This is a genomic window from Flavobacterium panici, assembly GCF_903819335.1.
Taxonomy (GTDB): domain Bacteria; phylum Bacteroidota; class Bacteroidia; order Flavobacteriales; family Flavobacteriaceae; genus Flavobacterium; species Flavobacterium panici.
Map to the genome: position 1 here is coordinate 58529 of NZ_CAIJDE010000056.1, position 26824 is coordinate 85352.

Here is a 26824-nt window from a genome sequence, read left to right on the forward strand (position 1 = left end):
ACGGTCATAATCCTATAAAAGTTATACCTATATATATATTACAGAATATTACAGATAAATCTGCAATTTTAAGTTTCATAATATCAAAATACCTCAAAAATTCAATCGTGAGGTTAATATTTAAAAAAAATAAATACTTTTGTTGCAGAAAATAAGAGCAATGGCAAAGAATTTAGTAATAGTGGAATCACCTGCAAAGGCGAAAACGATCGAGAAATTTCTTGGGAGCGATTTTCAGGTGGAGTCAAGTTATGGTCACATAGCCGACTTACCATCAAAGGAAATAGGGGTAGATGTAGAGAATGGGTTTAAACCTAAATATGAAGTTTCTCCGGATAAAAAAGCCTTGGTAAGTAAACTTAAGACACTATCTAAAAATGCCGAAATGGTTTGGTTAGCAAGTGATGAGGACCGCGAAGGAGAAGCTATTTCATGGCACTTGGCGGAAGAACTGAAACTGGATACAAAAAAAACAAAGCGAATTGTTTTTCATGAAATTACCAAATCTGCGATTCTTAAAGCAATCGAGAATCCAAGAGAAATTGATTATAATTTAGTAAACGCACAACAGGCACGTCGTGTTCTGGATCGTTTAGTAGGTTACGAATTGTCTCCGGTTTTATGGAGAAAAATTAAAGGCGGACTTTCTGCTGGTCGTGTACAGTCTGTTTCTGTACGTTTGATTGTGGAGAGAGAACGTGAAATTCAAAGCTTCAATGCTGTTGCAACCTATTCAATTGTTGCCGAATTTGTAAACGAAGCAGGAAAAGCTTTCAAAGCAAAACTTCCAAAAAATTTCAATACTAAAAAAGAAGCCGAAGATTTCTTAAATCAAAACATCGGTTCTAAATATACGGTAGCTGATTTAGAAACTAAACCTACCAAAAAATCGCCAACAGCTCCTTTTACAACTTCTACGCTTCAACAAGAAGCTGCAAGAAAATTATATTTGCCAGTTGGAATCACAATGCAGTTAGCACAGCGTTTGTACGAAGCGGGACTTATTACTTATATGAGAACTGACTCGGTGAATCTTTCAAAAGATGCAATGGACGCGGCTGAAGCTGAAATCATAAAGTCATACGGAAAAGAGTTTTCAAAACCGAGAACTTTTGCAACAAAAAGTAAAGGAGCACAAGAAGCGCACGAAGCAATTCGTCCAACTGATATGTCACGTCATACTGTAAATATTGATCGTGATCAGGCTCGTTTGTATGATTTGATCTGGAAAAGAACATTGGCTTCTCAAATGAGCGATGCACAATTAGAAAGAACAAATGTGAAAATTGAAGCTGATAATCACAGCGAAATTTTCGCAGCTTCGGGAGAAGTTTTACTTTTTGAAGGTTTCTTAAAAGTATATCTTGAAGGTCACGATGATGACGAAGAAGAACAAGAAGGAATGCTTCCTGCATTAAAAGTAAACGAAAAACTAGCTAACAATTATATTACAGCTACAGAACGATATTCAAGACCGCCTTCAAGGTATACCGAGGCATCTTTAGTGAAAAAACTAGAGGAACTTGGAATCGGGCGTCCGTCTACTTATGCACCAACAATCTCTACAATTATCAACAGAAATTATGTTGAAAAAGGTACACTTGAAGGTCAGGAACGTAAATATACACAGCTTACTTTGCAAAACAGTAAAGTAGGAGAGAAGGTTTTAAAAGAAAATACCGGTTCTGATAAAGGAAAATTGGTTCCAACAGATATTGGAACTATCGTAACAGATTTCTTAGTTAAGAACTTCGGAAATATTCTAGATTATAATTTTACTGCAAAAGTAGAGCAGGATTTTGATGAAATTGCCGAAGGAAATATTGACTGGGCAATTATGATGCAGGATTTTTACAATAAATTTCACCCAAATGTAAAAGAAGTTGAGGCAAATGCTGAACGTGAAAGTGGTGAAAGAATTTTGGGTAAAGATGCTGACGGAAGACAGGTTTCTGTTCGTTTAGGAAAATTTGGACCAATGGCTCAAATTGGAGAAGCAGACGACGAGGATAAAAAGTTTGCCAGCTTAATGGCAGATCAAAATATTGGAAATATTACGCTTGAAGAAGCTTTGAATTTATTCTTACTTCCTAAAACTTTAGGAGATTATAAAGGAGAAGAAGTAGAGGTAAGCAACGGTCGTTACGGGCCTTATGTTCGTCATGGAAGCGTGTTTATTTCATTACCTAGAGGAGAAGATCCTTTGAGTGTTACTAAAGAAAGAGCACAGGAATTAATTGATGAAAAAGCTGTTGCAGATGCTCCAATTGCGGTTTACAAAGGAGAAGCTGTTCAAAAAGGTGTGGGACGTTTTGGTCCTTTCATTAAATGGAATGGTCTTTTTGTAAATGTGAGTAAAAAATACAATTTTGATAATTTATCCCAAGCTGATGTTGAGGAATTAATTGAAGATAAATTACAAAAAAACATAGATAAAGTTCTTCACAATTGGGAAGACGAAGGAATTTTGGTTGAAAAAGCGCGCTGGGGACGCTCGGTTATTACTAAAGGTAAAATCAAAATTGAGCTAAGCAAAGATGTTGATGCAACAAAGTTAACATTGGCAGAAGTTCAGGAAATGATCGAGAAAAAAGCACCGGCTAAAAAAACCGCTGCTAAGAAAACAACAGCAGCAAAAAAAGCACCGGCAAAAAAAACAGCAGCAAAAAAGAAATAAAGAATGGAATTTGATTTTCTAGAGCCTTTAAATGATGGAATTTTAAAATTCATTAGTTCATTGTCTTCACAAGAACTGGGAAGTAAAATTGTTCTGCATACTCAGGATCAATTTCCGGATATTAGTAAAATTAACATTGCAATTGTTGGTGTTTTAGAAGACCGACGCAATATTAACATGGTTAATGAAGTTAATCTTACTACGGTTCGTAAAAAGCTTTATGGAATGTTTCCCGGAAATTGGGACGCTTCAATTGCTGATTTAGGAGACATCCTTGCCGGAGATTCTGTAGAGGATACTTATTTTGCAGTTAAGAAGGTAACTTCTGCATTAATTAAAAATAAAGTCATTCCTATAGTTCTAGGAGGTTCGCAGGATTTGACATACGCTTTATATCGCGCATACGATGATTTAGAGCAAATGGTAAATATGGTTGCTGTAGATAACAGATTTGATTTTGGCAAAGAAGATGAAACCGTTTCGGCTAATTCATACTTAACAAAAATCATAATTGATGAGCCTAATAATCTTTTCAATTACTGTAATATAGGATATCAAACGTACTATAATTCGCAGGAAGAAATTGATTTAATTGAAAAATTGTTTTTTGATGCTTACCGTTTGGGTGAAATCTCAAACAAAATAGCACTGGCAGAACCTGTTTTTAGAGATGCTGATTTAGTTAGTATCGATTTGAATTCGGTAAAGTCTTCAGCTTCAGGAAATTCTATTACATTTGAACCAAATGGTTTCAACGGAAAAGAGATTTGTTCTTTGGCAAGATATGCGGGAATTAGTGACAAGGTATCTTCTTTTGGAGTATTTAATCATAATAGTACAGCTGCAGAAGCGCCTATTATTGCTCAGATTGTTTGGTATTTTATTGAAGGATATCATTATCGTTCAAAGGAATACCCATTTGGAAGCAGAACAAATTATTTAAAATATATTGTTCCTTTAGAAGAGGAAGAGCTGGTTTTTTATAAAAGTGATAAAACAGAGCGTTGGTGGATCGAGATTCCATTTGAAACAAACGGCAGCAATAAACTAAAAAGAAATACGTTATTACCGTGTTCTTATGAAGAATATTTGAGCGCTTGTAATCAGGAATTGCCAGAAAGATGGTGGAAAGCACAAAGAAAAAACGCTTTGTAGAAGAAAATTTTAATGAAAATCTTAATTTTTTCAAGTTTTTCAAAATAATGTTAAAAAATTTAGTAAGATAAGGTTTATATATTATAAAATTTAACGTTTTACGTCGATTTTTTTAATCAGTTTGTCGATGAAATATTTTTTTTTTATTTTATTTAACATTATTTTTGAACGGTAAAATAAATTTCGCAAGTAGTATTGTTTTTTAGATAAATAATAAATACGTTTACGGACTTTTAATAATGAATAGATAATCCCAAATTTATATGAAGAAGTTTATTGCATTTGCAGCAATGTTAACACTAGTAATCGGCTGTGGTAAGTCAGGTGACAAAGGTGAATTAGTTGGTGTTACAGGAGGGAAATGGCATCCCGAGAAGCCTTATGGAATGACATTAGTTCCTGGTGGATCTTTTATCATGGGTAAATCAGACGCTGATTTAGCTAACGTAGAAGATGCTCCTACTAAAACAGTAACAGTTAGATCATTTTATATGGACGAAACTGAGATTACTAACAGTGAGTACCGTCAATTCGTAGAATGGGTAAAAGATTCTACAATGAGAGTACGTCTTGCTATTTTGGCTGATGAAACTGGTCAAAAAAGTACTGGTGGTAAAGGTGCTAAAGGAGGAAGTATCGCTGATTATGCATTTAATGATTCTGAGCCGGATAAAATGACAGCTTACGATAAATACATGTATGATAACTACTATAGTGTAGGAACAAAAGATGATCCGTATGCTGGTAGAAAATTAAACAAAAAAGTTAAGTTAATTAGAGATACTAAAGCTTATCCAGATGAGTATTATGCTGAAGTAATGGATTCTATGTATTTACCAATTGAAGAATCATACAATGGTTTAAGAACAATTGACGTAAATAAATTGAAATTCCGTTATTCTTGGATGGATATTCAGGCTGCTGCAAAAGCTAAAGTTGGAAAAAGAAAAGACTTCGTTAAAACTGAGCAAGTTAGTGTTTACCCTGATACTACAGTTTGGATTAAAGATTTCGCATATTCATATAATGAGCCAATGCATAATGATTATTTCTGGCATAAAGCTTATGGAGATTATCCAGTAGTAGGTGTAACTTGGAAACAAGCTAAAGCATTCTGTGCATGGAGAACCTTAAACAAAAACAGCTACATTAAATCTAAGAAAAAAGGGCGTGACCTGGTTAACGCATTCAGACTTCCAACAGAAGCAGAATGGGAGTATGCTGCAAGAGGTGGTCTGGAGTCTGGAACTTATCCTTGGGGTGGTCCTTACACGAAGAGTGACAGAGGATGTTTCATGGCAAACTTCAAGCCTAACAGAGGAGATTATGCTGCCGATGAAGCTTTATATACTGTTGAAGCAAAATCTTACGAGCAAAACGGATACGGATTATATAACATGGCAGGAAACGTTTCAGAGTGGACAGATTCAGCTTATAATCCAAACGCATACGAGTATGTTTCTACAATGAACCCTAACGTAATTGACGGAAAGAACCAAAGAAAAGTGGTTCGTGGAGGTTCTTGGAAAGACGTTGCTTATTTCCTACAAGTAAGTACTCGTGACCACGAATATGCTGATTCTGCAAGAAGTTATATCGGTTTCAGAACTGTACAAGATTACATGGGAACTCAAGTAACCGGAAACGGAACTGGTAAAAAGAAATAGTAATTTATAATTCAATCAATACAATAACCAAATCGAATCTATTTTAAAATTAAAACCTAAAAAAAAATTATTATGGCATTATTAAGTAAAAAAGCAATGAATTTCGCTTATGGTATGGGAGCGGCAGTAGTAATCGTTGGAGCATTATTCAAAATTACTCACTTTGAAATTGGACCATTAACAGGAACAGTTATGCTTTCAGTAGGTTTATTAACTGAGGCGTTAATCTTCGCGTTATCTGCTTTTGAACCAGTTGAAGACGAGTTGGATTGGACTCTTGTTTACCCAGAATTAGCTAACGGACAAGCTAGAAAAAAAGCGGATAAACCTGAATCAACTGATGCCCAGGGATTATTATCTCAAAAATTAGATGCAATGTTAAAAGAAGCTAAAGTTGACGGTGAGTTAATGGCAAGCTTAGGAAACAGCATCAAAAACTTCGAAGGAGCTGCTAAAGCAATCTCTCCAACAGTAGACTCTATTGCAGGGCAAAAGAAATATTCTGAAGAATTATCTGTTGCTGCTGCTCAAATGGAATCATTAAACAGTTTATACAAAGTACAATTAGAAAGTGCAGCAAGAAATGCTGAAGCTAATAAAGAAATCGCTGATAACGCATCTAAATTAAAAGAGCAAATGGCGTCTATGACTGCAAACATTGCTTCTTTAAACAGTGTTTATGGTGGTATGCTTTCTGCAATGAGTAACAAAGGATAATTAGTTTTTAACTATTATATTAAAATTATTAATAAGAACTAATTAGAAAAAAATGGCAGGAGGAAAATTAACCCCTAGACAGAAGATGATTAACCTGATGTATCTGGTTTTCATCGCGATGTTAGCAATGAACGTATCAAAAGAAGTAATTTCTGCTTTTGGTTTGATGAACGAAAAATTTGAAGCTGCAAATACTACTTCAGTTACAACAAACGAAGGCTTATTACAATCTTTAGATCAAAAAGCTGCTGAAGCAAAAGGAGAGTTCATTACTGCAGCAGAAACTGCACACAAAGTTGAAGGAATCTCAAAAGAATTTTACGATTATATCGGTACTTTAAAAGCTCAGTCTATCAAAGGATTTGAGGTTGAAAAAGAAACTGGAAAACTACCATACGAAGCTATGGATAGAGGTGATAACATCGACGACTGGTTTACAGGAGACGGTTACACTAAAAAAGGTAACGAAATTATCGCTAAAATCGAAAAATACAAAGCAGACTTAAAAGCTGCTTTAGGAACAGATAAAAAGTATGCTAACATTATTGCAGAAGTTGAAAAGAAATTTGACGTTTCTGAAGTAAAAAACAAAGAAGGTATAAAAGAAAAATACTTAGCTTACCACTTTAAAGGTTTCCCTGCAATTGCATCTGCTGCTAAACTTTCAGCTTGGCAAAATGACGTTAAAAAAGCAGAAACAGATGTTTACAACAGTGCTTTAGGAAAAGCTGCAGTTGCTGCTGCTTCTTATAGCAACTACCAGGCAATCGTTGTTTTAGATAAAAATGCTTATTTCCAAGGAGAAAAAGTTACAGGTAAAGTAGTTTTAGGTCGTTATGACGAAAACACAAAACCAACTTCATTCCAAGGTCCTGGACAAATTGTTAACGGACAAGCTGTTATCTCTTTAACTGCTGGTGGTGTAGGTGAACAAAACATTAATGGTCAATTTACTTTCTTAGAAGACGGTAAAAACATTCCATTAAAATTTAAAGGAACTTACGTTGTAGTTCCAAGACCAAACTCAGCTACGATTTCTGCTGATAAAATGAATGTAGTGTATAGAGGAGTTGTTAACCCAATCTCTGTATCATTTGCAGGAGTTGATGCTAACAAAATTTCTGCTAGTGCTCCAGGATTATCTTCAGCTGGTAAACCAGGTAAATATAACATGAGCCCGGGTTCAGGTACAGAAGCTACAATTTCTGTAACAGGAACATTACCAAACGGAGATAAAGTTACTGATAAGAAATCATTCAGAATTAAAGGTATTCCTGGACCAACAGGTACGATTAGAGGTGAGATGGGTGTTGTTAAAGGACCTAGATCTAACTTAGAAATTGCTACTATTGGTGCTAAATTACTTGATTTTGATTTTGAAGTTGGTTTAGATGTTGTTGGATTTAACATGAAAATTGCTGGACAGCCTACAGTTGTTGTTACAGGTAATAGATTAAATGCACAATGTAAGCAAGTACTTTCAAGAGCAGGTAAAGGAGATCAAGTTACTATTTCTGAAATTAAAACTAAACTTGTTGGAGCTGGTAGTTATTTATTACCAAGAACTGCTCCGGTAATTTATGAAATACAATAATTAAGTACTGAAATCTTCAGTCAATATTTATAATAATACCACGATGAAAGTAAGAAATTTTTTAATAGCTATTGTTCTAATCGCTGGAGGTTTTGCTTCTAATGCGCAATCAAATTTGCTAAATGCAAAAACGCCTGCCCAAATTGGGCTTAAAACTCCTGCGCAACTTATCTCTGATAATGATAAGCCTTTAGCTTACGGTTATGTTGATGATAGAGATATCTTGATGGGTAAAACAACTTGGGAGATTATTGACTTAAATGAAAAGATCAACTTCCCTATGTATTTTCCAGTAGATACTGCTAATATTGGTTCTGATAGACGTTCATTATATGATGTTTTGACGAAAGCCGTTAGAAAAGGCCAAATAACTGAGGTTTATTCTGATAGTTATTTCAATACTAAAAAATCTATGAAAGACATCGAAGGTGCTTTATCTCGTATTGACACAACAGATGCTGGTAGAGAACTTATCAACCAATATCCAGACGACTATAAAGCACGTGTTGTGAAGAAAAAAGTTGTAACTGGTACTGGTAAAAAGAAAGTTGTTACTTATGTAGACGAAACAGTTGGGCCAACAAGAACAGTTCCTGCTGAATATATCTTAAAGCAAGATCTTACTGCTGCAGATGTTACTCAGTATAAAATTAAAGGATACTGGTATTTTGATAAACGTCAAAGTGAATTAAAATATCGTTTACTTGGAATTTGTCCTGTAACTCCGGACGTTTACACAATGAACAGTGACGAAAAGGATTATATCGAATTATTTTGGGTTTTCTTCCCAAATGCTCGTGCAGTCCTTCACGAGGCAAAAGCTTTCAATGACAGCAATTCGGCTCTGCCAATTTCATTCGATCAGATTTTAAATTCAAGACGTTTTAATGCGATTGTTTATAAAGAAGAAAACTTGTACCAAGATCGTGAGATCAAAGAATACATGAAAGATAACGCACAAAATCAGTTATTGGAATCTGAAAGAGTAAAAGAGAAGATTCGTAACTTCGAACAAGATATGTGGAACTACTAAGTTCTAAAATTAAATTATAAGAAAAACTCTCACTGCTACCGTAGTGAGAGTTTTTTTTTGATCAGATGGCAACACTTTTTAATGCTATCTTATATAAATTTTATTAAGCTTTAAATTTTTAAAAAAGCAAAATAGCAGGGAAAGATATTACAAAAGGTATGGTTTTATTTTGTAATGATCAGATTTATAGTGTTTTGTAAAATATTTATTGTATGTTAGCTAAACGTTAATTAAAATTAATTTTTAAATTTGTAATTATAATTTCTACAAATTGATATTATTGTAAGAAAAATAACAATATTACACATCAAACTGCGTTTAGGTTTATTATAAAAAATATTATGATGAAAGTGAAAAGTTTTTTAATGGTTATTGTTTTTATCGCTGGCGGTATTATTTCTAATGCTCAATCTAATTTACTTAATGCTAAAACAGCAGATCAAATTGGGCTTAAAACAGCTGCGCAGCTTATCTCTGATAATGATAAGCCTTTAGCTTATGGCTATGTAGATGATCGTGATGTTTTAATGGCAAAAACTACCTGGGAGATTATTGATTTAAATGAAAAAATCAATTTTCCTTTATATTTTCCCGTAGATACTGTCAATATTGGTTCAGACAGACGTTCACTTTATGATGTTTTGACCAAAGGAATCAGACAAGGAAAAATAACTGAAGTTTATACAGATAGTTATTTCAATACCAAAAAATCCATGAAAGACATTGAAGGTTCATTAACCCGTGTTGATACAACAGATGCAGGTAGGGAACTTATAAATCAATATCCTGATGATTTTAAAACACGTGTTGTAAAGAAAAAAGTGGTAACGGGTACTGGTAAAAAGAAAGTGGTAAATTATGTTGACCAAACTATAGGACCAACAAGAACGGTTCCTGCTGAATATATTTTAAGACAAGATCTTACAGCTGCAGATGTTTCACAATATAAAGTAAAAGGATATTGGTATTTTGATAAACGCCAAAGTGAATTGAAATATCGTTTACTTGGAATTTGCCCCGTAACACCAGACGTTTACACGATGAATAGTGACGAAAAAGACTATATTGAACTATTCTGGGTTTTCTTCCCAAATGCCCGAACTGTACTTCATGAAGCAAAAGCTTTTAACGACAGTAATTCGGCACTTCCAATTTCATTTGATCAAATACTTAATTCAAGACGTTTTAACGCAGTTATTTACAAAGAGGAGAATATGTATGGAGATCGTGAAATTAAAGATTACATGAAAGATAATGCACAAAATCAGTTGTTAGAATCTGAAAGAGTAAAAGAGAAGATTCGTAACTTCGAAGAAGATATGTGGAACTACTAAAGATCTAAATCAATTATAAGAAAAACTCTTACTACCTTTGCAGTAAGAGTTTTTTTATTTTATCTATACATTCACAATGCTTGATTATTTAATCGTGGGATCTGGGCTGGCTGGGATTTCTTTTGCAGAAGTTGCCCTTAAAAACAATAAGTCTATTTTAGTTGTTGATGACAAATCTCAAAATTCTTCCCGAATTGCGGGAGGTTTGTATAATCCGGTTATTTTGAAACGTTTCAGTGAAGTTTGGAATGCTAAAGAACATTTGGTCTTAATGAATGAGTTCTATGAACAAGTTGAAGACAAGCTGCAGGAAAAATTCAACTTTAAAATGCCCATTCTTAGAAAGTTTTTTTCAATTGAAGAACAGAATAATTGGTTTGCTGCTTCTGATAAAATTAACTTAGCTCCCTTTTTATCCACAAAACTAATTACTAAAAAATACCAAAGTATTGATTCTCCTTATGATTATGGTGAAGTTTTGCATACAGGGTATGTAAAAACCGGGCAATTACTAGAAAGTTATAGAGAATATTTAAAGAAGAATGATTTCCTTCTGGAAGAATCTTTTCATAGCTCTTTTTTAGATTTTCATGATTCAGGAATTCAGTATAAAAACATTAAAGCCCGTCATATTATATTTGCTGAAGGTTTTGGACTGCATAAAAATCCGTATTTTAATTATCTGCCTTTGGATGGAACAAAAGGTGAATTGTTTTTAATAAATGCACCTAATTTAAAATTAGATGTAATTGTTAATACAAGCGTTTTTATTTTGCCAATAGGCGGTAATTTGTATAAAGTTGGTGCAACTTACAATTGGCATGACAAAACAGATCTTCCAACGGAAGAAGGCAAACAAGAACTTTTAGATCGTATTAAAGAGATTATTACCTGCGATTTTGAAATTGTAAAACATTTTGCAGGAGTTAGACCTACAGTTGCAGACAGAAGACCTCTGGTTGGTACTCATGAAGTATACAAATCTGTTCATCTACTTAACGGATTAGGAACCCGCGGTGTAATGCTGGGTCCGGCTTTGGCAAAAATGTTGTATGACAATATTGAAAACGGAACCCCAATAGACAAAGAAGCCGATATAAAACGCTTCCATAAAAGATATTTGAAATCTCTTATTCCTGACCGGCCTTAGGATCGTAAGAAATAAACATATTAATATATAGATTTCGGGAAAGTCGCAAAACAAACGGAAACAAAACAATCAGGGTAATAACAATTGCGATAAAAGATTCTCCAATACTTGCTCCGAAAAACACAAATGAAACAATAAAGGCAGCAATTCCCACTGCAACATTTAATCCGTAACTCACATACATTGCACCATAAAAAAACGAAGGTTCAATTTGATATTTTAAACCGCAATGACTGCAATTGTCGTTCATTTTTAGAACTTTAGTCAAATGAAGCGGATTTTTGTCTGAATACATGCTCTCTTTTTGGCATTTTGGACAACTTCCTGTTAAAATACTATTTAGTTTGGATCCTTTTTTTAACATTTGCAAAAAATTTACATTACCATTTATCTGGGTAACGCAAATTTACAATTTTCATTCTCTGTTTAAGGTATCAAAACATGAAACTTTAAACTTTAAACAACAATTTAATGCTTAATATACACAATCTTTCGGTTTCTTTTGGAGGAACATATTTATTTGAAGAAGTTACTTTTCGTTTAGGCGCCGGCGACCGCGTAGGTCTTGTTGGTAAAAACGGAGCAGGTAAATCGACAATGCTTAAAATGTTAGCAAGAGATTTTGCTCCGGATTCAGGAGTTATTTCTCAGGAGAAAGATATCAAAATGGGTTTTTTACGTCAGGATATTGATTTTGAACGTGGAAGAACCGTATTAGAAGAAGCTTATGAAGCTTTTACCGAAATTAAAATTGTAGAAAAAAAATTAGAAGAAATCAATCATCAATTGGTTACCAGAACCGATTATGAAAGTGAAGAATACGGACAGATTATTGAAGATTTATCTGATTATACACATCGTTTTGAGCTTCTTGGAGGTTACAATTATGTTGGAGATACAGAGAAAATTCTTTTAGGATTAGGTTTTAAAAGAGAAGTTTTTAACAATCAAACTGAAACATTTTCAGGAGGTTGGAGAATGCGTATCGAATTGGCTAAATTATTATTGCAGTCAAATGATGTATTGCTTCTGGATGAGCCAACGAATCACTTAGATATCGAAAGTATCATTTGGTTAGAAAGTTTTCTTCGAAATTATCCCGGAGTTGTTGTAATTGTGTCGCACGATAAAATGTTCTTGGATAACGTTACAAACCGTACGATCGAAATATCTTTAGGAAAAGCATACGACTTTAATAAACCTTATTCTCAATATTTAGAACTTCGCCATGAAATTCGTGAAAAGCAATTAGCGACTCAAAAGAATCAGGCAAAGAAAATTGAGGAGACAGAAAAATTAATCGAAAAGTTCCGTGCGAAAGCTTCCAAAGCTTCGATGGCACAATCGTTAATTAAAAAGTTAGATAAAGTAGAAAGAATTGAAGTTGATGAAGATGACAATTCTGTAATGAATATTTCATTTCCGGTTTCAAAAGAGCCAGGAAAAGTAGTTATTGAAGCAGAAAATGTTACAAAAGCATACGGAGACAAAACAATTTTAAAAGACATAAGTTTACTTGTTGAAAGAGGCAGTAAAATTGCTTTTGTTGGACAAAATGGACAAGGAAAATCTACTTTCATCAAAGCGCTTGTAAACGAATTTGAATACGATGGGACTATTAAATTAGGTCACAATGTACAATTAGGATATTTTGCTCAAAATCAGGCAGAATATCTTGATGGCGAGATCACTTTGCTTCAAACAATGGAAGATGCTGCAACAGACACCAATCGTATGAAAGTACGTGATATGTTGGGATCTTTCCTTTTTAGAGGTGATGATGTTGAGAAAAAAGTAAAAGTACTTTCTGGAGGCGAGCGTAACCGTTTGGCACTTTGTAAGTTATTATTACAGCCAATCAACGTATTGCTAATGGATGAGCCTACAAATCACTTAGATATTAAATCTAAGAATGTTTTGAAAGCAGCACTTCAAAAATTTGGCGGAACTTTACTATTGGTTTCTCACGACAGGGATTTTCTTCAGGGAATGTCAAATATCGTATACGAATTTAAAGATCAAAAAATCAAAGAATATTTGGGTGATATCAACTATTTCTTAGAACAGCGCAACCTTGAAAACATGCGTGAAGTTGAGAAAAAAGACGTTGCAAAAGCAGCCGCTCCAAAAGAAACGAACAAAGCATCATACGAAGATCAGAAAAAAGGAAAAGCACTTCAAAACCGATTGAGTAAAATTGAAAGTCAAATTCAGCAATTAGAAAAAGACATTCAGCACGATGATAAAATGCTAGCTTCTAATTATGACAAACACATCGAAGACGCTTCGTTTTTTACGTCATACAACAAAAAGAAAAAAGATTTAGAACAATTACTTATAGACTGGGAAGTTGTTCAGGAAGAGATTGATAATTTTAGTGCTTAATTAGTATTCAGTCGCAGTCTCAGTTTTCAGTTTCTGAAACACATTTTTTATACTTACAGACCTTTGTCAAAGTTTCAAACTTTGACAAAGGTTTTTTCTTTACATAAAGTATTGTCATTTCGACGGAAGGGAGAAATCGCACTAGTGAATCGACAAAGATTGAGAACAAACTTTACGGAGTTTGTTGTGCGATTTCTCCCTTCGGTCGAAATGACAAAAAAGTGCTATTTAATAACTCCAATAGATCTGGAATGCGCAATTGCCTCGCTGCTTTCTTTAAAATAACAAACAGAAACATCAAGCGATTCTAAATTTTTCATGATTTTTTTCACTTCCTTTTTTTTACTTTTTCCGGTTTGTCTGATATAAACAGCAATTACAGTAACCGGAAAAATTTTGCAGATTCGCTCGTATAAAACCGGATCGTGCTGCGAATCATCTCCCAATAAAACATATTTAAGATTAGGATAAAATTCTAAAACATGCTTTATTTTATCAAATTTATGATCGTGATTCCCACGTCCGCTCATGAAGAAATCAGTAATTCCTCGCCTAATATCTTTCAATAAAACAACGGCGCGCGGCAGATTATGTATTTTGGTAAATTCTATAATAAATCGGTATAAATTCCATTCGCTGCTCGAAACATAAAAAAAAGCATTTTCCTCTTCTTTATTGTGTCGGCCGGCTGAACTTAAAGCCTGATAATGCGGAACAACATCTTTAAAAACCTTTCTGTCGTTTACATTTTTGAAAAGCAAAATGTACATTTTTTTGAAGATATTCTGCGTATGCGAAACCAAAAAAGTATCGTCGATATCAGAAATGATTCCTAGATTTCCCTTATGTGGACGTATATAACTTCCTTTTGAAATAATAGTTTTACCTCCATATTTGATGCTCACTTCGTATTCAATCCATCCAAAAGGACTTTCCTTTTCAAGCGGAATACAAAACTTAAAATAACCATCGTCCAGCGTTTTGGTGTGGATTTCCTGATTGCCGCATTTTAGGTAAATATCAAAATTTTCAATCGTTTTTATTCTGAATTGGTTAACAACTGAGCGGGCATTTTTTAGGCTTTTCTTCTGGAAATCATAATCATACGTTCTTTTAAAGACATGTCCCATCACAATTAATTCTTCCTCATTGGCATAACCCCGATATAATTGTAAAATTGGTTTCATTAATTACGTATATTTATATAACATGTAAATTAATTATTTTAATTGGTTTTAAAAATAAAATTTTGAAAAAGAACATCATATTTGTTGTAAACCCTATTTCGGGAGATCTTGATAAATCAAGTTTAATTGAGGCTGTTCAGGAGTTTGCGGCGACAAATCATTTTGATTTGGAAGTTTATGAAACGACAGGCAAAAATGATTTAAAAGAAATACAAGCACTTTATAATCAATATAAGCCGGAACGAATTATAGTTGCCGGCGGTGACGGAACCATAAAAATGGTTGCCGAAGCTATGGAAGAACACGATGTAATTATCGGAATTTTGCCAGCCGGATCTGCAAACGGACTTTCGGTCGATTTAAACCTGCCTGCGGGAATCGAAGAAAACCTTAAAATTGCTTTTCTGCATCATTATATCGAAATGGATATGATTTGCATTAACGGCAAAAAAAGTATCCATTTAAGCGATCTTGGTTTGAATGCCAATCTGGTCAAAAATTATGAAGAAAGTGATGTGAGAGGTTTTTGGGGTTATGCTTTACAAGCCTTTACCACATTAACAGAATCTGACGAACCTTTTGTAGCAACCATATCAGCAAACAATAAAACCGTTGATCATGTCGCAAGAATGATTGTTATAGCTAATTCACAGAAATACGGAACTGGTGTAGTCATTAACCCAAATGGTTCCATGAACGACGGAAAATTTGAATTGGTGATTTTAAAAAGTCTGGACTTGTTATTAATTGGAAAAATTATTACCGGAAACATGCCAATAGATTCTGAAGATATTGTAATTATTTCGACAGATAAAGCAGAAATAAAAACAGATATTCCAGTTCATTTTCAAATTGATGGTGAATATTGCGGAGCGCAAAAGGAATTAGAAATTCATATTCTGCACAAACAAATGAAACTGGCAGTTCCTTAATCTTTGACAAAGTTTAAAACTTTGTCAAAGCTGTTACTTAAACGGATTGCGTTCCTGCCATTCTGTTTTGGGTTCCAAATAATTGAAAAACCTTGCAATATTATGATTGATTAAGGCATTACTATGTGTGATCAAACCGTACATTTTTACAGGTTTTGCCCCAACAGAACTTTTAATTTCGAGAGCGGTTCTGGCAAAAACAATTTCCTTAAATCCTTTTTTAATAGAATAGGCAATCATGTCGTAAAGCATATTTAAATACAGCATTTTTTCGCGCTGCACACTTTCGTCATAACCTAAAAAATAAGTGTCCATAACTTCACCGTTTTTTATCAGCGTATTGAAACCAATTAGTTTTTCATCTAAAAAATAACCATAAAGCAAAAAGTCTTCTTTCATGATTTCTTTAAAAAAACTGAAATGATTTCTCGCCAGGAAAAAAGTATTGAACGGAGCATTTTTAGCCACATGAAAATACAAATCATAAATAACATCTTCGTATTTTCGAATGTCAGATAAAGACAATTGCTGTTTTTCTATTCCTTCAGATTTTTTACGGGCTCGTTTGTATTGATCCCGATATTTTTTTGACAATGCATCAACGTAATCTTGTTCTGTTTTCCAGTTTTCACTGATTTTAAAGATCATATTGGGCTGCGTCGAAAACGTATAGTTGTTTTTAAATTCGGCCTGTAATGGCTCGATTTCTTTTGCAGTAAAATCTTTTATGCTCGTTATATGAACTTTTTTACCACTTTCTTTTAAATCTTTTTTAAGCTGATTAATAGCTTTATGAAGAGTTTTAATTGCTTTAGATTCTTTTACATTTTTATCAAAAACAAAAGCATTTTGTCCGGTTAACATATTGTTTCCAACAAATAATACGTGGGAAGCGAAATTTTTTAAAGCAAAATTACGAACAGATGTTTTTAAACATTGATCGCGTTCCCCAAACGATTCCAGTTTTTCGGCAAATAAAAATTGGGTTAAAACAATTCCGATCAATTTTTCCTCTTCAAAAATTCCGATAAAATGACAAATCATATTTACCGGACAAGAGTTTTCCAGTACTTCGAGATATTCCCGTGTCAAAAAAATATTATCTGCAGCCAGCGAATTCCATTCTAAGGGTAGTAATGACGCGCTGTTATAGATTTGAAAAGAATAAGTTGTATTCAAAAGTGTGAGCTAATTTCTTCAAAATTAGATAATATTTGTAATAACTCATTTTCTTTAAGTTATTATTAAGAAAAACCCGTTTGAGTTTTGGCTTCAAACGGGTTTGTAGTATTTATAAATTAGGCAAACTGGCAAACAATACCGCCTATTATTGTAAGGGTAAGCATCCAATATCCGGCATGAATAAAGATGTATTTCCATGATTTTCTTTCGAATAAACCATTAATTCCGACTATAGGAAAAGCAAAAAATAATCCCGACATAAATCCATGCAGCGCACCATGTTTAAAAGTACGAAATGCAGTTCCGTAATCTGCCATGAAAGCATGGAAAGATGGTTTTGCAGTTTCAATAAATTGCGGGCCGCCAATCATTCCGATAGCGCCAGACTGATGAATGGTAAACGACATTAAAGCCATCGAAAGCATTACAGAAAAAATGTACGTAAACCCAAATATTTTGAGCATGTTTCCTTTTTTCAGATCTTCTTCAGTAAAGTTATTCTCCCTCATCCAGATTGTTCCAAAAACTTTTGGGTGATACCAGATAAAACCGATTATGAGTGTCACAATCGCGGCAACGAAAAATGTAATTAGGTTAATTTTTTCCATAATATAGGTTTTTGTAATTAGTTGTTTCAAAAATAGTTAAAAAACTATAACGATTTCGATATTTTTATAAAGAAGAAAAGTAAGACGAATTTTTTATTTATTAACACTTTATCGACATAAGTCGCTTTATATCTAGTAATTAACTAATTTTGAAGCAGAAAAACATATCCCCCAAATCTGTTATGAAAAGCCTTGCAACACTTTTTTTAGCATTTGTTTTTTCTCTTAATATTTTTGCAGATACTGTTTCAGATAAAGAGAAAGACGCGCTAATTAAATTATATCACGCGACGAATGGTTCGCAGTGGAAAATAAAATGGGATTTATCACAATCAGTCTCAACCTGGTATGGAGTTTATGCCGAAAACGGAAAAGTAACTTCTTTAAATTTAGCAGATAATAATTTGCAGGGAGAATTGCCTGCCGAATTTTTTGAACTGGTAAATTTAGTGACAGTTGATCTTCATAAAAATAATCTTAAAGGACAATTACCAAATTCAATCAGTAATTTTAAAGAGCTTCAGGTTTTAAATGTTTCCGGTAATCAGTTGTCTGGCGCAATTCCGGGAAGTATTTGCGATTTGAAGAATTTGAAAGATCTGGAACTTTTTAAGAATAATATTTCCGGTGAATTACCTCAGGAAATTGGAAAACTAAATCAATTAGAAATTCTTTGTTTGTTTGATAATCAAATTGCAGGTGTTTTGCCAAGTTCGTTGTATAAAATTTCGACTTTAAAAATACTGTTATTAAATAATAATAGATTATCTGGCGCCGTAAGTTCAGATATTTCTAATTTAAATATTCTGCAAAATTTAAGTTTATACAATAATAGTTTGGGTGGTGAGATTCCTAAGGAATTAGAAAAAATGCCTAACCTTTCAGAAATGAATCTTTCCTATAACAAATTCACAGGCTCGGTTTCAAAAAATCTTACTTTATTAGATGCTTTGAATATGACAATGTTTGATGAAAATGGGAATTTGTTTTTATTAGATGTAAATGAAGAAAGAAAAACGGAAAGCAATATTGTGAACTAATTTGTTTATGAAGTTTTACTTGATTGTTGACGATCAGGTATTTAAAAATATGAAAGCTGTAATTCGTTACAGCTTTTTTTGTTATATAATTTAGTAGAAATATATTTTTGATATTTCGTTAATATGATGATTTTCAGCGGAATATCAATTTCTTGTGATTTTGTAAATGATTGAATATCAATACTATATGTTTGGGTTTGGATTTTGGAATCTATTAGTTCTAATTTCTAAAATTCAAAACTATGAGTACGTATCAAAACCACCGAACTGCATTATTATTAGTTGATCCCTATAATGATTTTCTTTCCGAAAAAGGAAAACTTTGGCCTTTTGTAAAAGAAACTGTGGAGAGCAACAACATTATTGCAAACTTAAAAAGTCTGTTGACTGCGGTTAGAAAACATAATATTAAAGTAATTTATGTGCCGCATCGTCAAACACAAAAAGAAGATTATTTGAAATGGAAATATTTTTCTCCATCACATAACGGAAGCAAAAATTTAACTCTTTTTGAAAAAGGAAGCTGGGGAGCAGAGTTTCATCCGGATTTGCTGCCGGAGAAGGGAGATTTAATAGCCCAAAATCATTGGACAGCAAGTGGTTTTGCTAATACTGATTTGGATTTTCTTTTAAAAATTCATGATTTAGACCATATTGTAATTGCCGGAATGAGAGCCAATACTTGTATTGATTCAACGGCAAGATATGGCGTAGAATTAGGATATCATGTTACTTTGATCAAAGATGGAATAGGTTCTTTTAATCAGGACGAGATAATCGCAACCGTAGAAATTAATTTTCCGAGTTATGGACACTCACTTTTATCTGCACAAGAATTTATAAACATTTTAGAATCATAAAGATGGAAATACTTGCTGAATGTACTGCAAAGGCAATTATTGATTGTCCTGCAGAAAAAATAAATATTACCGAATGGCTGTTTACTCTAAAGGATTTTGAATATCAATCGTGTTCAACGGCGCATATTGCCAGTGGAGTTTCATTTTCTGAAGATGGAAAGCGAATGTCCATCAATGTAGAAAAAGTTGCAGATAACTTTTTAGTACAGCATTATGTTGAAGAAATTGGAGATAAAAACCATTGCAGAGTAAATTCTGTTTCCGATTCGATTTCGCCTTTAGGCACAACAAAAATAGGAGTAACCTGGGAGCTTAAAATTGTCCCGATATCAAACGATCAATGTGAACTTCATAATCATGTTGCTGTTAGCGCAACTCCTGAGTTTTTGGCGGTGCTGAAATCATTAAATATTACTGATTTAAGTTTAGTGAAAAGCCAGATGCTGCAAAATTTAGAAGCTCATAATAATGAAGAAACGCCTTTTTGCCAATAATATTATTCAAAAAGGAAAAGCTGGTATTTGGAATTAATTAGTTTGGTGTAAAAAAATGCAGTAAATAGAATTTATATTAACTTTGCTTCAATTATTTTGATGCGGGTTTTTATAAAGCATTGAAATTTTTGTAACTTTAAGATTGGATTCAATTCTAAAGAAAATTTAAACATAAAATACTAACCTTTTTACTATAAAATTATGACACTACAATATCAAGGTGAACAATACGGAAAGTCAACCACATTTACCATCAGAATTATTGGTAATAACTTATCAAAAAGCAGCTCGAACTATCAAATTGATCTTTTAGTTGGAGACAAAAGACTGCCAACTTTTACAAGTGAAATTCACCAAAGTTTATCAAACTGTTTGAGAGAAATTTACTTATTCAGAAAACACAACGGAATTAAATTTGACGAATCGTCAGAGAAAATAGTTTCTCTTTATGTTCCTTATGATAAGGTGTTGTATAACTATAATAAGTATGCTTTGTTTAGAGCTTAAGCAATTTTTTAATAAAATATACTTTTGGTAAACCGTCTTTTTTGAGACGGTTTTTTTGTTTTCTGTTTTTTAGTTAGTTGTCATAAAAGATAACCACATTAAACAAAAATATGTTCAAATTTGGATTATCTAAAAAAGGATAAATCAATGGAAACAAAACAAATTAAAAATTTAGATAATATTAAAAAACTATCTGCATTGTACTTCAATACTCTTAAACGTGCTAATGATGAAAAAGAGATTTATACTGCCGAAATTAAATTCATAAATTATTATGAGTTAGGCTGCGTAATTAAAAATATGCTGCAATTATGTATTTTGGTGATAGATCAAGAAACGCATAAAATTTCAGAAAAAGAGAAAAAACAATCTATTAATGTAGGACTTATTTTAGAGTTAGTGATGCAACTTTTTCCTTTGGATGAATTTGAGTTTTTAGATGAGATTAATGATTTGGTGCAAACTGAAATTTAATATGCAGTTGAAGAAAAGATTTTATAGTAATCAAAATAATTAAACTCTTCTCCCGATTAAACTCTCTGCAAAAGCTCTCAATATTGTTTTCTTATCTTCATCTATATTAATCTTGTCTAAAATTTCAGAAGCTTTAAAAGTATATTTTTTAATGGATTCTTGAGTTGCGGCTGGTACTCCAGATGCCTGGAATAATTCTGTTATGGTTTCAATTTTTTTTGCATTATCATCAAGGCGAACAGCGTACAATTCCATTAATTGTTGTTTTTCGCTTTCAGATAGAATTTCAAGGGCCTTGAAATATAAATAAGTTTTTTTATTCGAAATAATATCGCCGCATAATCGTCTGCCAAAGGTTGGAGTATCGCCAAAAAGATCCAAATAATCATCTTGGAGCTGAAAAGCTAAACCTACATTAAGTCCGAAATCATAAATTAAATCGTAGTTTTCTTTAGAAGTTTGAGCGATAATAGCACCCATTTTCATTGACGTTGCTATGAGTGCTCCGGTTTTATATTCAATCATTTTTAGGTATTCTGAAACCGTAACATCTTGTCGGGTTTCAAAATCAACATCCCATGTTTGTCCTTCGCAAACTTCGATTCCCATTTTATTAACCGCTTTAGTCAGAGCTTTGGCAAGATTTGGTTCGTAACCTTGCAGATAATGATAGGTTAGAATAATCATAGCATCTCCGGCAAGAATAGCGACGTTTGTATTCCATTTTTTGTGTACCGTTGGTTTTCCTCTTCTTATAGGATCTTCATCAATAATATCATCGTGAACTAATGAAGAATTATGAAAAACCTCTACGGCTAAAGCTGCTGGTAATGCTAATTTGTAATCTGTGTCAAAAATTTCTGTCGTAAGTAAGGTCAGGACAGGCCGTATTCTTTTTCCTCCCAATGACAATATATAGCTTATGGGATCATAAAGGTTTTTGGGCTCTTTATCTATAATCTGATTTTCTAAATAACTAATAAAAAAATCTGTATATTGAGTTATTGTATACATAAAACCAATATTGTCAATTTGTAAATGGCTAAATTACAGATTTTTAGCTATGTATTAAGAAAAATCCTAAAATTGATTTATATTCTAAATTGGTTGTAAATTTGTTTTTTTTAAAATTTGTTCCTGAATTATCCAAATTGAATTCTATCGAAAATAAAAAAGCTCCAGATTTCTCTGAAGCTTTGTATAAGTTTGAAATACAATTTCTTAAAAATTAGTATTTACTTTTTTAGAACGATCGGCAATGTATGAAATAAGCCAGGTTACTTGTCCTTCTTTTACGAAGTATACTTTCTTTGTTTCTAAATTTGGTACACCTTCTAAGCAGGCAATTAATATGTTATTTGCAGAAATTAAATATTCCTGATTATAAGTACTTAAAACTCTTGCAGCTTCTTTATTAGTTTTAGCAAGATTAGTGAATTTAACGAAGTTGTTTTTCAGAATGGCATCATAATTAAGAATGTCTTCCATGTTTAAAGAAATATAATGCTCTTTTACATTTTCATTATAATATAAAGTTGCAAAAGCCCAAACAGCTCCGCCTGATAAATATATTTTGTCTTTTTTTAGTAAAAGAGGATTTTTATCCAGTAATGCCTGAACTTTTTTACGCAGCACCGAGTTAAAATCAAAAGACTTTTCCTGATATGCCGACATATCATTCACCTGCGCTTGATTGACTACTGTCTTTTTCACCGCATCGGTAAGTGTCATTGTACCGAAATCAAGTTCCAAAGGTATAAACTCTAATTTGTTATCTTCAAGTTCATCAATGTATCCGCCTTTAGTAGTTTGTGCACCAATATCAAGCAAAAAAGCGTTAGAATAATCAACAGGAGGCATTGCACCTTTAACTAGTGTTTTAGCTTCTTCATTAACATTAAGTATTTCAAGTTCTTTGTTTGTTAGCGTAGCAATTTTATTTTTTAAAACATCAGCATTGCGGGCAGACGAAAAAACAGGAGCGGCTACAATAAAAATATTGGTTTCGGGCATTTTATGCTCTGCTCGTATTTTTGTTAATTGTTCAGCTACAATAGTGCTGGCTCTGTTAATATCATCTTCAGTAAGTTCGCCGGTATTAGCAATATGTTCAGCAAAATTAATTCTCTCTGTCCAAAACGAAAGAATCTTGTAATCGGCTTTTTTGATATTACTTACATCCAGAACAGAAACTTTTATAGCTCTTCGGCCAACTTCAATTCCGGCATAAAGATTTTTTTGAGAAAATGAATTGATGGAAAAAAATAAACTTAAAAAGGTAAGGATAAGAATTTGGGGGCTGTTTTTTTTAAACATTGGAGTTTACGATTAAAATATAATTTTAAATAAATAATTAAGATAATTGTTGCTTTTCTTCTCGTTAACGTAAAGAAAATCAATCAAAAAGCAGGTTTTTTTGCAAAGTGCTTTTTTTTATAAAGAAAAAAGCTCCAGATTTCTCTGAAGCTTTTACTTAGTAGCGGGAACAGGACTCGAACCTGTGACCTTCGGGTTATGAGCCCGACGAGCTGCCTACTGCTCTATCCCGCGATGTTTCGGGTGCAAAGATACGCACTAAATACTGTTATGCAAAGAAATTATTGAAAATTTTTCATTTTAATAACTTTAGTTTTAAGTAGTTGATATGTAGTGAATTGTGGTTTGTAATTGCTTAAATCACAATTTATATTCGAGTAATTCTAAATATGGATTGGTTTTTAAACCTAATAATTCGCCAAAAGCTGGCTCGGTTTTGTAACCATTTTGTTTGAGTTTAATAATTTCTAAACGGTAATTTTCACCTTTTGATTCTAATATTTCATGTTCAATAATCATATGCTTGTACGCGTTTTGATTTTTGGTTGGAATATTTTGTCCGAAGATTTCAATTTCGAAATCATCTATTTTAAAATTAGCGATTATAGATTCGCGTTCATCAATAATAGTTTCTCTAATCTTAAATTCATTTTTATTTTCGAAAGAAGAAATTGCAGCAATAAATTCAGTTTTGTTTTTCCAATAACAAATAATATCCAGATCGCTGTTTTCAATATCAATATTAATGGGAATTGTTCCAGCCAAAATTGGATCAAATTCAAAAAGAGCTTCCATAACCTTATTTTGCTTTAAGGTTTTGTAAGCTTCAATCTGTTTTGGATTTCCGGTTTTTAAATATTCAATATTACTGAAATCGATCATTTATTTGTCGTAATTTTTTTCTTCCTTGATTTCCTGTTCGAGCCTTTTGTTGATGTTGATTTTCGCGTTTTTAAAAATAAAAATCGTGGTTCGGTATTCTCTGGCGTATTTATTTGTGATTTCGCCGCCAATTAAAGAGATATCAAAATAAGGACTCGTTTCTACAAATTCCTTACTGTCTTTGTCAAATTCTTTAACCCGAATTAAGTTTGTATAATACAGATTTAGGTTGAACCAGTTTACATAATCGGCATTGAAAGAAACCGCTTTAATTCCTTTTTTTGTGTAATAATTTATAGCTCCGGCCTGACCGTAATTGTCACACAGAACCAAAGTGTTTTCTGTTTTTGGAAACAAAGCATAAACTGAATCTGTTTTTCGTGCAAGTTCTTTCCAGCCTAGCATATCGGCAAAATCTTGCGATAAATTATGTTCTTTTCCATCCTCCCAACGATGCGTTTCCAGTTTTTCGGCAACTATTTTTTCTGGACTTTTATTGGGGAAAGCCAAGTAGTACATCGGAATAAAAAATAGTAAAGGAAGTGCAATAAATACAGGTTTTAAAAAACGTTTCCAGCCATTTTGTAAAACATCTGCAAGAAAAACCGAACCAAAAGCGATATAAATAGGGTATAAGCCAATTGCATAATAAGCTTTTGCCTTGAAGTATAAAAAGACAATTAATGTAAAAACTATTGACGCAAAAAAGAACTTATATTTTTCAAAAGGTTTATAAAAAAGTAAAGCATAAAAGGAAGAAAGAATGACAAAGAATCCGCCTATAAAAAATAGAATCTGCTCTTTTGCAAAGTCTGCACGATCTACGTTTACCAATTGGGTTTCGGCCAGTTCTTTCATATGATGTACAATTGGGAAATGATTATTGTACTGCCATAATAAATTCGGTAGAATCAATACTAATCCTAAAATCAAGGCAAAGTATAATTTTTTCTCTGCAAATATTTTTCTTTGTTTAGAAAGTATAATTGCCGGTAAAAGACCAATTAAAAGAAACAGAATATTGTATTTATTTAAAAAACCGAAAGCAAAAACAACCGCTCCTATATAAAGCCATTTTGATTTTTCTGTTATAATATATTGAATCAGAATATAATAAAATAAGGTCCAGCACAAAACATCAAATGAATTGGGCTGATACAACATGTTGATTCTTAATAAAGCCGAAAATAAAACACAAAGTGCGCCTAAAACCAAAGCGTATAAATTACCTTTTAAAAGCTCGATAGTTTTCCAGACAACTAAAAGCGTCAAAGCGCCAAAAAGAGCAGGAAAGAACTTGACCCAAAAAACAGAATTCCCAAGCAGTAATATAATATACGAAAACCACGAAGTTACCGGCGGAACAGATAAATAACCCCAAGCCAAATGATGCGCCTGATCAAGATGTAAATATTCATCGCGCTGCAAATCATATTCGGGACTTATTAAAACATATTGCAAGACAAATTTTAAAATAATAAACCCAATTAAAATAAGTGTTTTTTTATTCATGGAGTTTTTGGTTTGGTTGTAAATGGTTTTGTATAACGAATATAGGATTTATTTTGGTTTGAAAATACGTGTAAGTTTTACTGCCCGAAAATAAAAAAGCTCCAGATTTCTCTGAAGCTAATTTATTAATATTGAGAATTAAAGTTCTTTTTTGGAATTTGGAATTTTAATTTTTTGATATTTAAGAAAATTTATTCCTCTACGGTTTCAAATTCCATGTGATCTATTATTTCTTCATCTGCTTTTGCAGGTTTAGAAGCTTTTAAAGCGTTGAATCTTTCCAGCATTTCGGTTTCTTCTTCCTCACCGCTAAAATATGGGAAAACGTCCATAATTGGCGATTCTGAAATGGCAGGAATAGAATATTCTCCCATTGTGTTTTTCATAACATGAATTGTGTTATCAAAAGCTTCTCTCACATCATTTGCCTGAACCAGCATATACATATTTGATTTTCTTTCTTTTCCGCTTTCTTCATCATAAGCAATCAAAGAAACTTTTGATTTAAACCAACGATCAGCATTTTCAAATGGATGAATCTCCGCATAATTTGCTACTTTAATATTGGTGATTTTAAATTCTTCACTAATATAAGCTGCCATTTCTTCATTAATTCTTTTTTCAGCCTCTGTATAAGATACTGCATCTACCAAATAAGGTTCTGTTAAAACTTTTTGGCCTCCAGTTTCATCGGTTTTTCTATACTTTACTTTGCATTCGTACCAAATTGCGCTCATTTTTTCTAATTTTTAAGGATGCCAAAGATAGATTTTACAGGAAAACAAATCAGAATTTCGGCAAATAGATATTCACAATTTGTACTTGTTTTTTGTAAAGTGTTGATTGGTTTGTGTTTAATGTATAAACATGAGTTATTTGAGCTACATAATTAAAGAACACTTTGTAGAGAGACAGTACATAAACAAGAAAACCATTCAATTCGAATGGTTTTCTTGTTTTATTGTAATCTTTTCAAATCATATTTTTTGGAATAAATCAGTATTACAGAAATCTAAACAGTTAAAGGTTAGAGAATTGTCTTATATTGATATTTTCTAAACTTTTAGTGGCAAGATATTGATTTTTAGCATGGTAAATTGGTTTAATTAACTTATAAC

24 protein-coding genes and 1 tRNA gene are annotated in these 26824 nt (G+C 32.7%); 15 read left to right on the forward strand and 10 right to left on the reverse strand.

The window, feature by feature from the left end; translation table 11 throughout:
- Positions 1-160 precede the first annotated feature (160 nt).
- The 8 genes from topA (at position 161) to FLAPXU55_RS18330 (ending at position 11327) form a co-directional block, all read left to right on the forward strand.
- Positions 161-2677: a type I DNA topoisomerase gene (gene topA, locus FLAPXU55_RS18295; RefSeq protein WP_180860019.1), complete on the forward strand. Its 2517-nt coding sequence runs from the start codon at positions 161-163 to the stop codon at positions 2675-2677.
- 3 nt (positions 2678-2680) lie between these two features.
- The gene (locus tag FLAPXU55_RS18300) at positions 2681-3832 is read left to right on the forward strand and encodes a formimidoylglutamase (protein ID WP_180860022.1); all 1152 of its coding nucleotides are present in this window, start codon (positions 2681-2683) and stop codon (positions 3830-3832) included.
- 263 nt (positions 3833-4095) lie between these two features.
- Positions 4096-5499: a T9SS ring complex lipoprotein PorK/GldK gene (gene porK, locus FLAPXU55_RS18305; RefSeq protein ID WP_053470628.1), complete on the forward strand. Its 1404-nt coding sequence runs from the start codon at positions 4096-4098 to the stop codon at positions 5497-5499.
- Between the two features lie 72 nt (positions 5500-5571).
- A complete protein-coding gene (porL, locus tag FLAPXU55_RS18310; protein WP_053470627.1) occupies positions 5572-6216 on the forward strand; it encodes a type IX secretion system motor protein PorL/GldL in 645 nt (214 codons plus the stop codon).
- A gap of 52 nt (positions 6217-6268) precedes the next feature.
- A complete protein-coding gene (gene porM / locus FLAPXU55_RS18315; protein ID WP_053470626.1) occupies positions 6269-7810 on the forward strand; it encodes a type IX secretion system motor protein PorM/GldM in 1542 nt (513 codons plus the stop codon).
- Positions 7811-7853: 43 nt separating this feature from the next.
- On the forward strand, positions 7854-8843 hold the full coding sequence (gene porN, locus FLAPXU55_RS18320; protein ID WP_053470625.1) for a type IX secretion system ring subunit PorN/GldN: 990 nt from the start codon (positions 7854-7856) through the stop codon (positions 8841-8843).
- 344 nt (positions 8844-9187) lie between these two features.
- Positions 9188-10177, forward strand: coding sequence for a type IX secretion system ring subunit PorN/GldN (porN, locus tag FLAPXU55_RS18325; RefSeq protein ID WP_053470624.1), 990 nt, complete (start codon positions 9188-9190; stop codon positions 10175-10177).
- Positions 10178-10253: 76 nt separating this feature from the next.
- On the forward strand, positions 10254-11327 hold the full coding sequence (locus tag FLAPXU55_RS18330) for an NAD(P)/FAD-dependent oxidoreductase (RefSeq protein ID WP_180860025.1): 1074 nt from the start codon (positions 10254-10256) through the stop codon (positions 11325-11327).
- Here FLAPXU55_RS18330 and FLAPXU55_RS18335 read toward each other — a convergent pair.
- Positions 11308-11691, reverse strand: coding sequence for a DUF983 domain-containing protein (locus FLAPXU55_RS18335; protein ID WP_180860027.1), 384 nt, complete (start codon positions 11689-11691; stop codon positions 11308-11310). The two genes, FLAPXU55_RS18330 and FLAPXU55_RS18335, sit on opposite strands and share 20 nt — an antisense overlap.
- A 107-nt stretch (positions 11692-11798) precedes the next feature.
- Here FLAPXU55_RS18335 and FLAPXU55_RS18340 point away from each other — a divergent pair, with 107 nt between their 5' ends.
- Complete coding sequence (locus FLAPXU55_RS18340) at positions 11799-13712, forward strand: ABC-F family ATP-binding cassette domain-containing protein (RefSeq protein ID WP_180860029.1); 1914 nt, start codon at positions 11799-11801, stop codon at positions 13710-13712.
- Between the two features lie 224 nt (positions 13713-13936).
- On the opposite strand, the gene FLAPXU55_RS18345 is transcribed toward FLAPXU55_RS18340, so the two are convergent.
- Positions 13937-14899: an App1 family protein gene (locus FLAPXU55_RS18345; RefSeq protein WP_053470620.1), complete on the reverse strand. Its 963-nt coding sequence runs from the start codon at positions 14897-14899 to the stop codon at positions 13937-13939.
- A 62-nt stretch (positions 14900-14961) separates the two neighbouring features.
- On the opposite strand from FLAPXU55_RS18345, the gene FLAPXU55_RS18350 reads away from it, so the two are divergent.
- Positions 14962-15831, forward strand: coding sequence for a diacylglycerol/lipid kinase family protein (locus FLAPXU55_RS18350; RefSeq protein WP_053470646.1), 870 nt, complete (start codon positions 14962-14964; stop codon positions 15829-15831).
- A gap of 33 nt (positions 15832-15864) precedes the next feature.
- Here the strand turns inward: FLAPXU55_RS18350 and FLAPXU55_RS18355 are convergent, their stop codons facing one another.
- Positions 15865-17010, reverse strand: a complete 1146-nt coding sequence (locus FLAPXU55_RS18355; protein WP_180860031.1) for a GNAT family N-acetyltransferase — start codon at positions 17008-17010, stop codon at positions 15865-15867.
- Between the two features lie 119 nt (positions 17011-17129).
- Entirely contained in the window at positions 17130-17621 is a 492-nt protein-coding gene (locus FLAPXU55_RS18360; RefSeq protein WP_180860033.1) for a DUF1761 domain-containing protein, read from the reverse strand.
- Between the two features lie 182 nt (positions 17622-17803).
- Here FLAPXU55_RS18360 and FLAPXU55_RS18365 point away from each other — a divergent pair, with 182 nt between their 5' ends.
- The 5 genes from FLAPXU55_RS18365 (at position 17804) to FLAPXU55_RS18385 (ending at position 20996) form a co-directional block, all read left to right on the forward strand.
- Positions 17804-18661, forward strand: coding sequence for a leucine-rich repeat domain-containing protein (locus tag FLAPXU55_RS18365; protein WP_180860035.1), 858 nt, complete (start codon positions 17804-17806; stop codon positions 18659-18661).
- Between the two features lie 242 nt (positions 18662-18903).
- On the forward strand, positions 18904-19521 hold the full coding sequence (locus FLAPXU55_RS18370; RefSeq protein WP_180860037.1) for a cysteine hydrolase family protein: 618 nt from the start codon (positions 18904-18906) through the stop codon (positions 19519-19521).
- A gap of 2 nt (positions 19522-19523) precedes the next feature.
- A complete protein-coding gene (locus FLAPXU55_RS18375; protein WP_180860039.1) occupies positions 19524-20015 on the forward strand; it encodes a hypothetical protein in 492 nt (163 codons plus the stop codon).
- A gap of 201 nt (positions 20016-20216) precedes the next feature.
- Positions 20217-20522: a hypothetical protein gene (locus FLAPXU55_RS18380; RefSeq protein ID WP_180860041.1), complete on the forward strand. Its 306-nt coding sequence runs from the start codon at positions 20217-20219 to the stop codon at positions 20520-20522.
- A 147-nt stretch (positions 20523-20669) separates the two neighbouring features.
- Positions 20670-20996 carry a hypothetical protein gene (locus FLAPXU55_RS18385; RefSeq protein WP_053470613.1) on the forward strand — a complete coding sequence of 109 codons (327 nt, stop codon included), beginning with the start codon at positions 20670-20672 and terminating at the stop codon, positions 20994-20996.
- 39 nt (positions 20997-21035) lie between these two features.
- On the opposite strand, the gene FLAPXU55_RS18390 is transcribed toward FLAPXU55_RS18385, so the two are convergent.
- The 6 genes from FLAPXU55_RS18390 to FLAPXU55_RS18415 form a co-directional block, all read right to left on the reverse strand.
- Entirely contained in the window at positions 21036-22010 is a 975-nt protein-coding gene (locus FLAPXU55_RS18390; protein ID WP_180860043.1) for a polyprenyl synthetase family protein, read from the reverse strand.
- Between the two features lie 207 nt (positions 22011-22217).
- Complete coding sequence (locus tag FLAPXU55_RS18395) at positions 22218-23312, reverse strand: Ppx/GppA phosphatase family protein (RefSeq protein ID WP_180860045.1); 1095 nt, start codon at positions 23310-23312, stop codon at positions 22218-22220.
- Between the two features lie 161 nt (positions 23313-23473).
- A tRNA-Met gene (locus tag FLAPXU55_RS18400) sits at positions 23474-23546 on the reverse strand.
- Between the two features lie 126 nt (positions 23547-23672).
- Entirely contained in the window at positions 23673-24194 is a 522-nt protein-coding gene (locus tag FLAPXU55_RS18405) for a DUF4269 domain-containing protein (protein WP_180860047.1), read from the reverse strand.
- Positions 24195-25706, reverse strand: a complete 1512-nt coding sequence (locus FLAPXU55_RS18410; protein ID WP_180860049.1) for a glycosyltransferase family 39 protein — start codon at positions 25704-25706, stop codon at positions 24195-24197.
- A 191-nt stretch (positions 25707-25897) separates the two neighbouring features.
- On the reverse strand, positions 25898-26443 hold the full coding sequence (locus tag FLAPXU55_RS18415; protein WP_053470608.1) for a DUF4494 domain-containing protein: 546 nt from the start codon (positions 26441-26443) through the stop codon (positions 25898-25900).
- Positions 26444-26824: the final 381 nt, after the last annotated feature.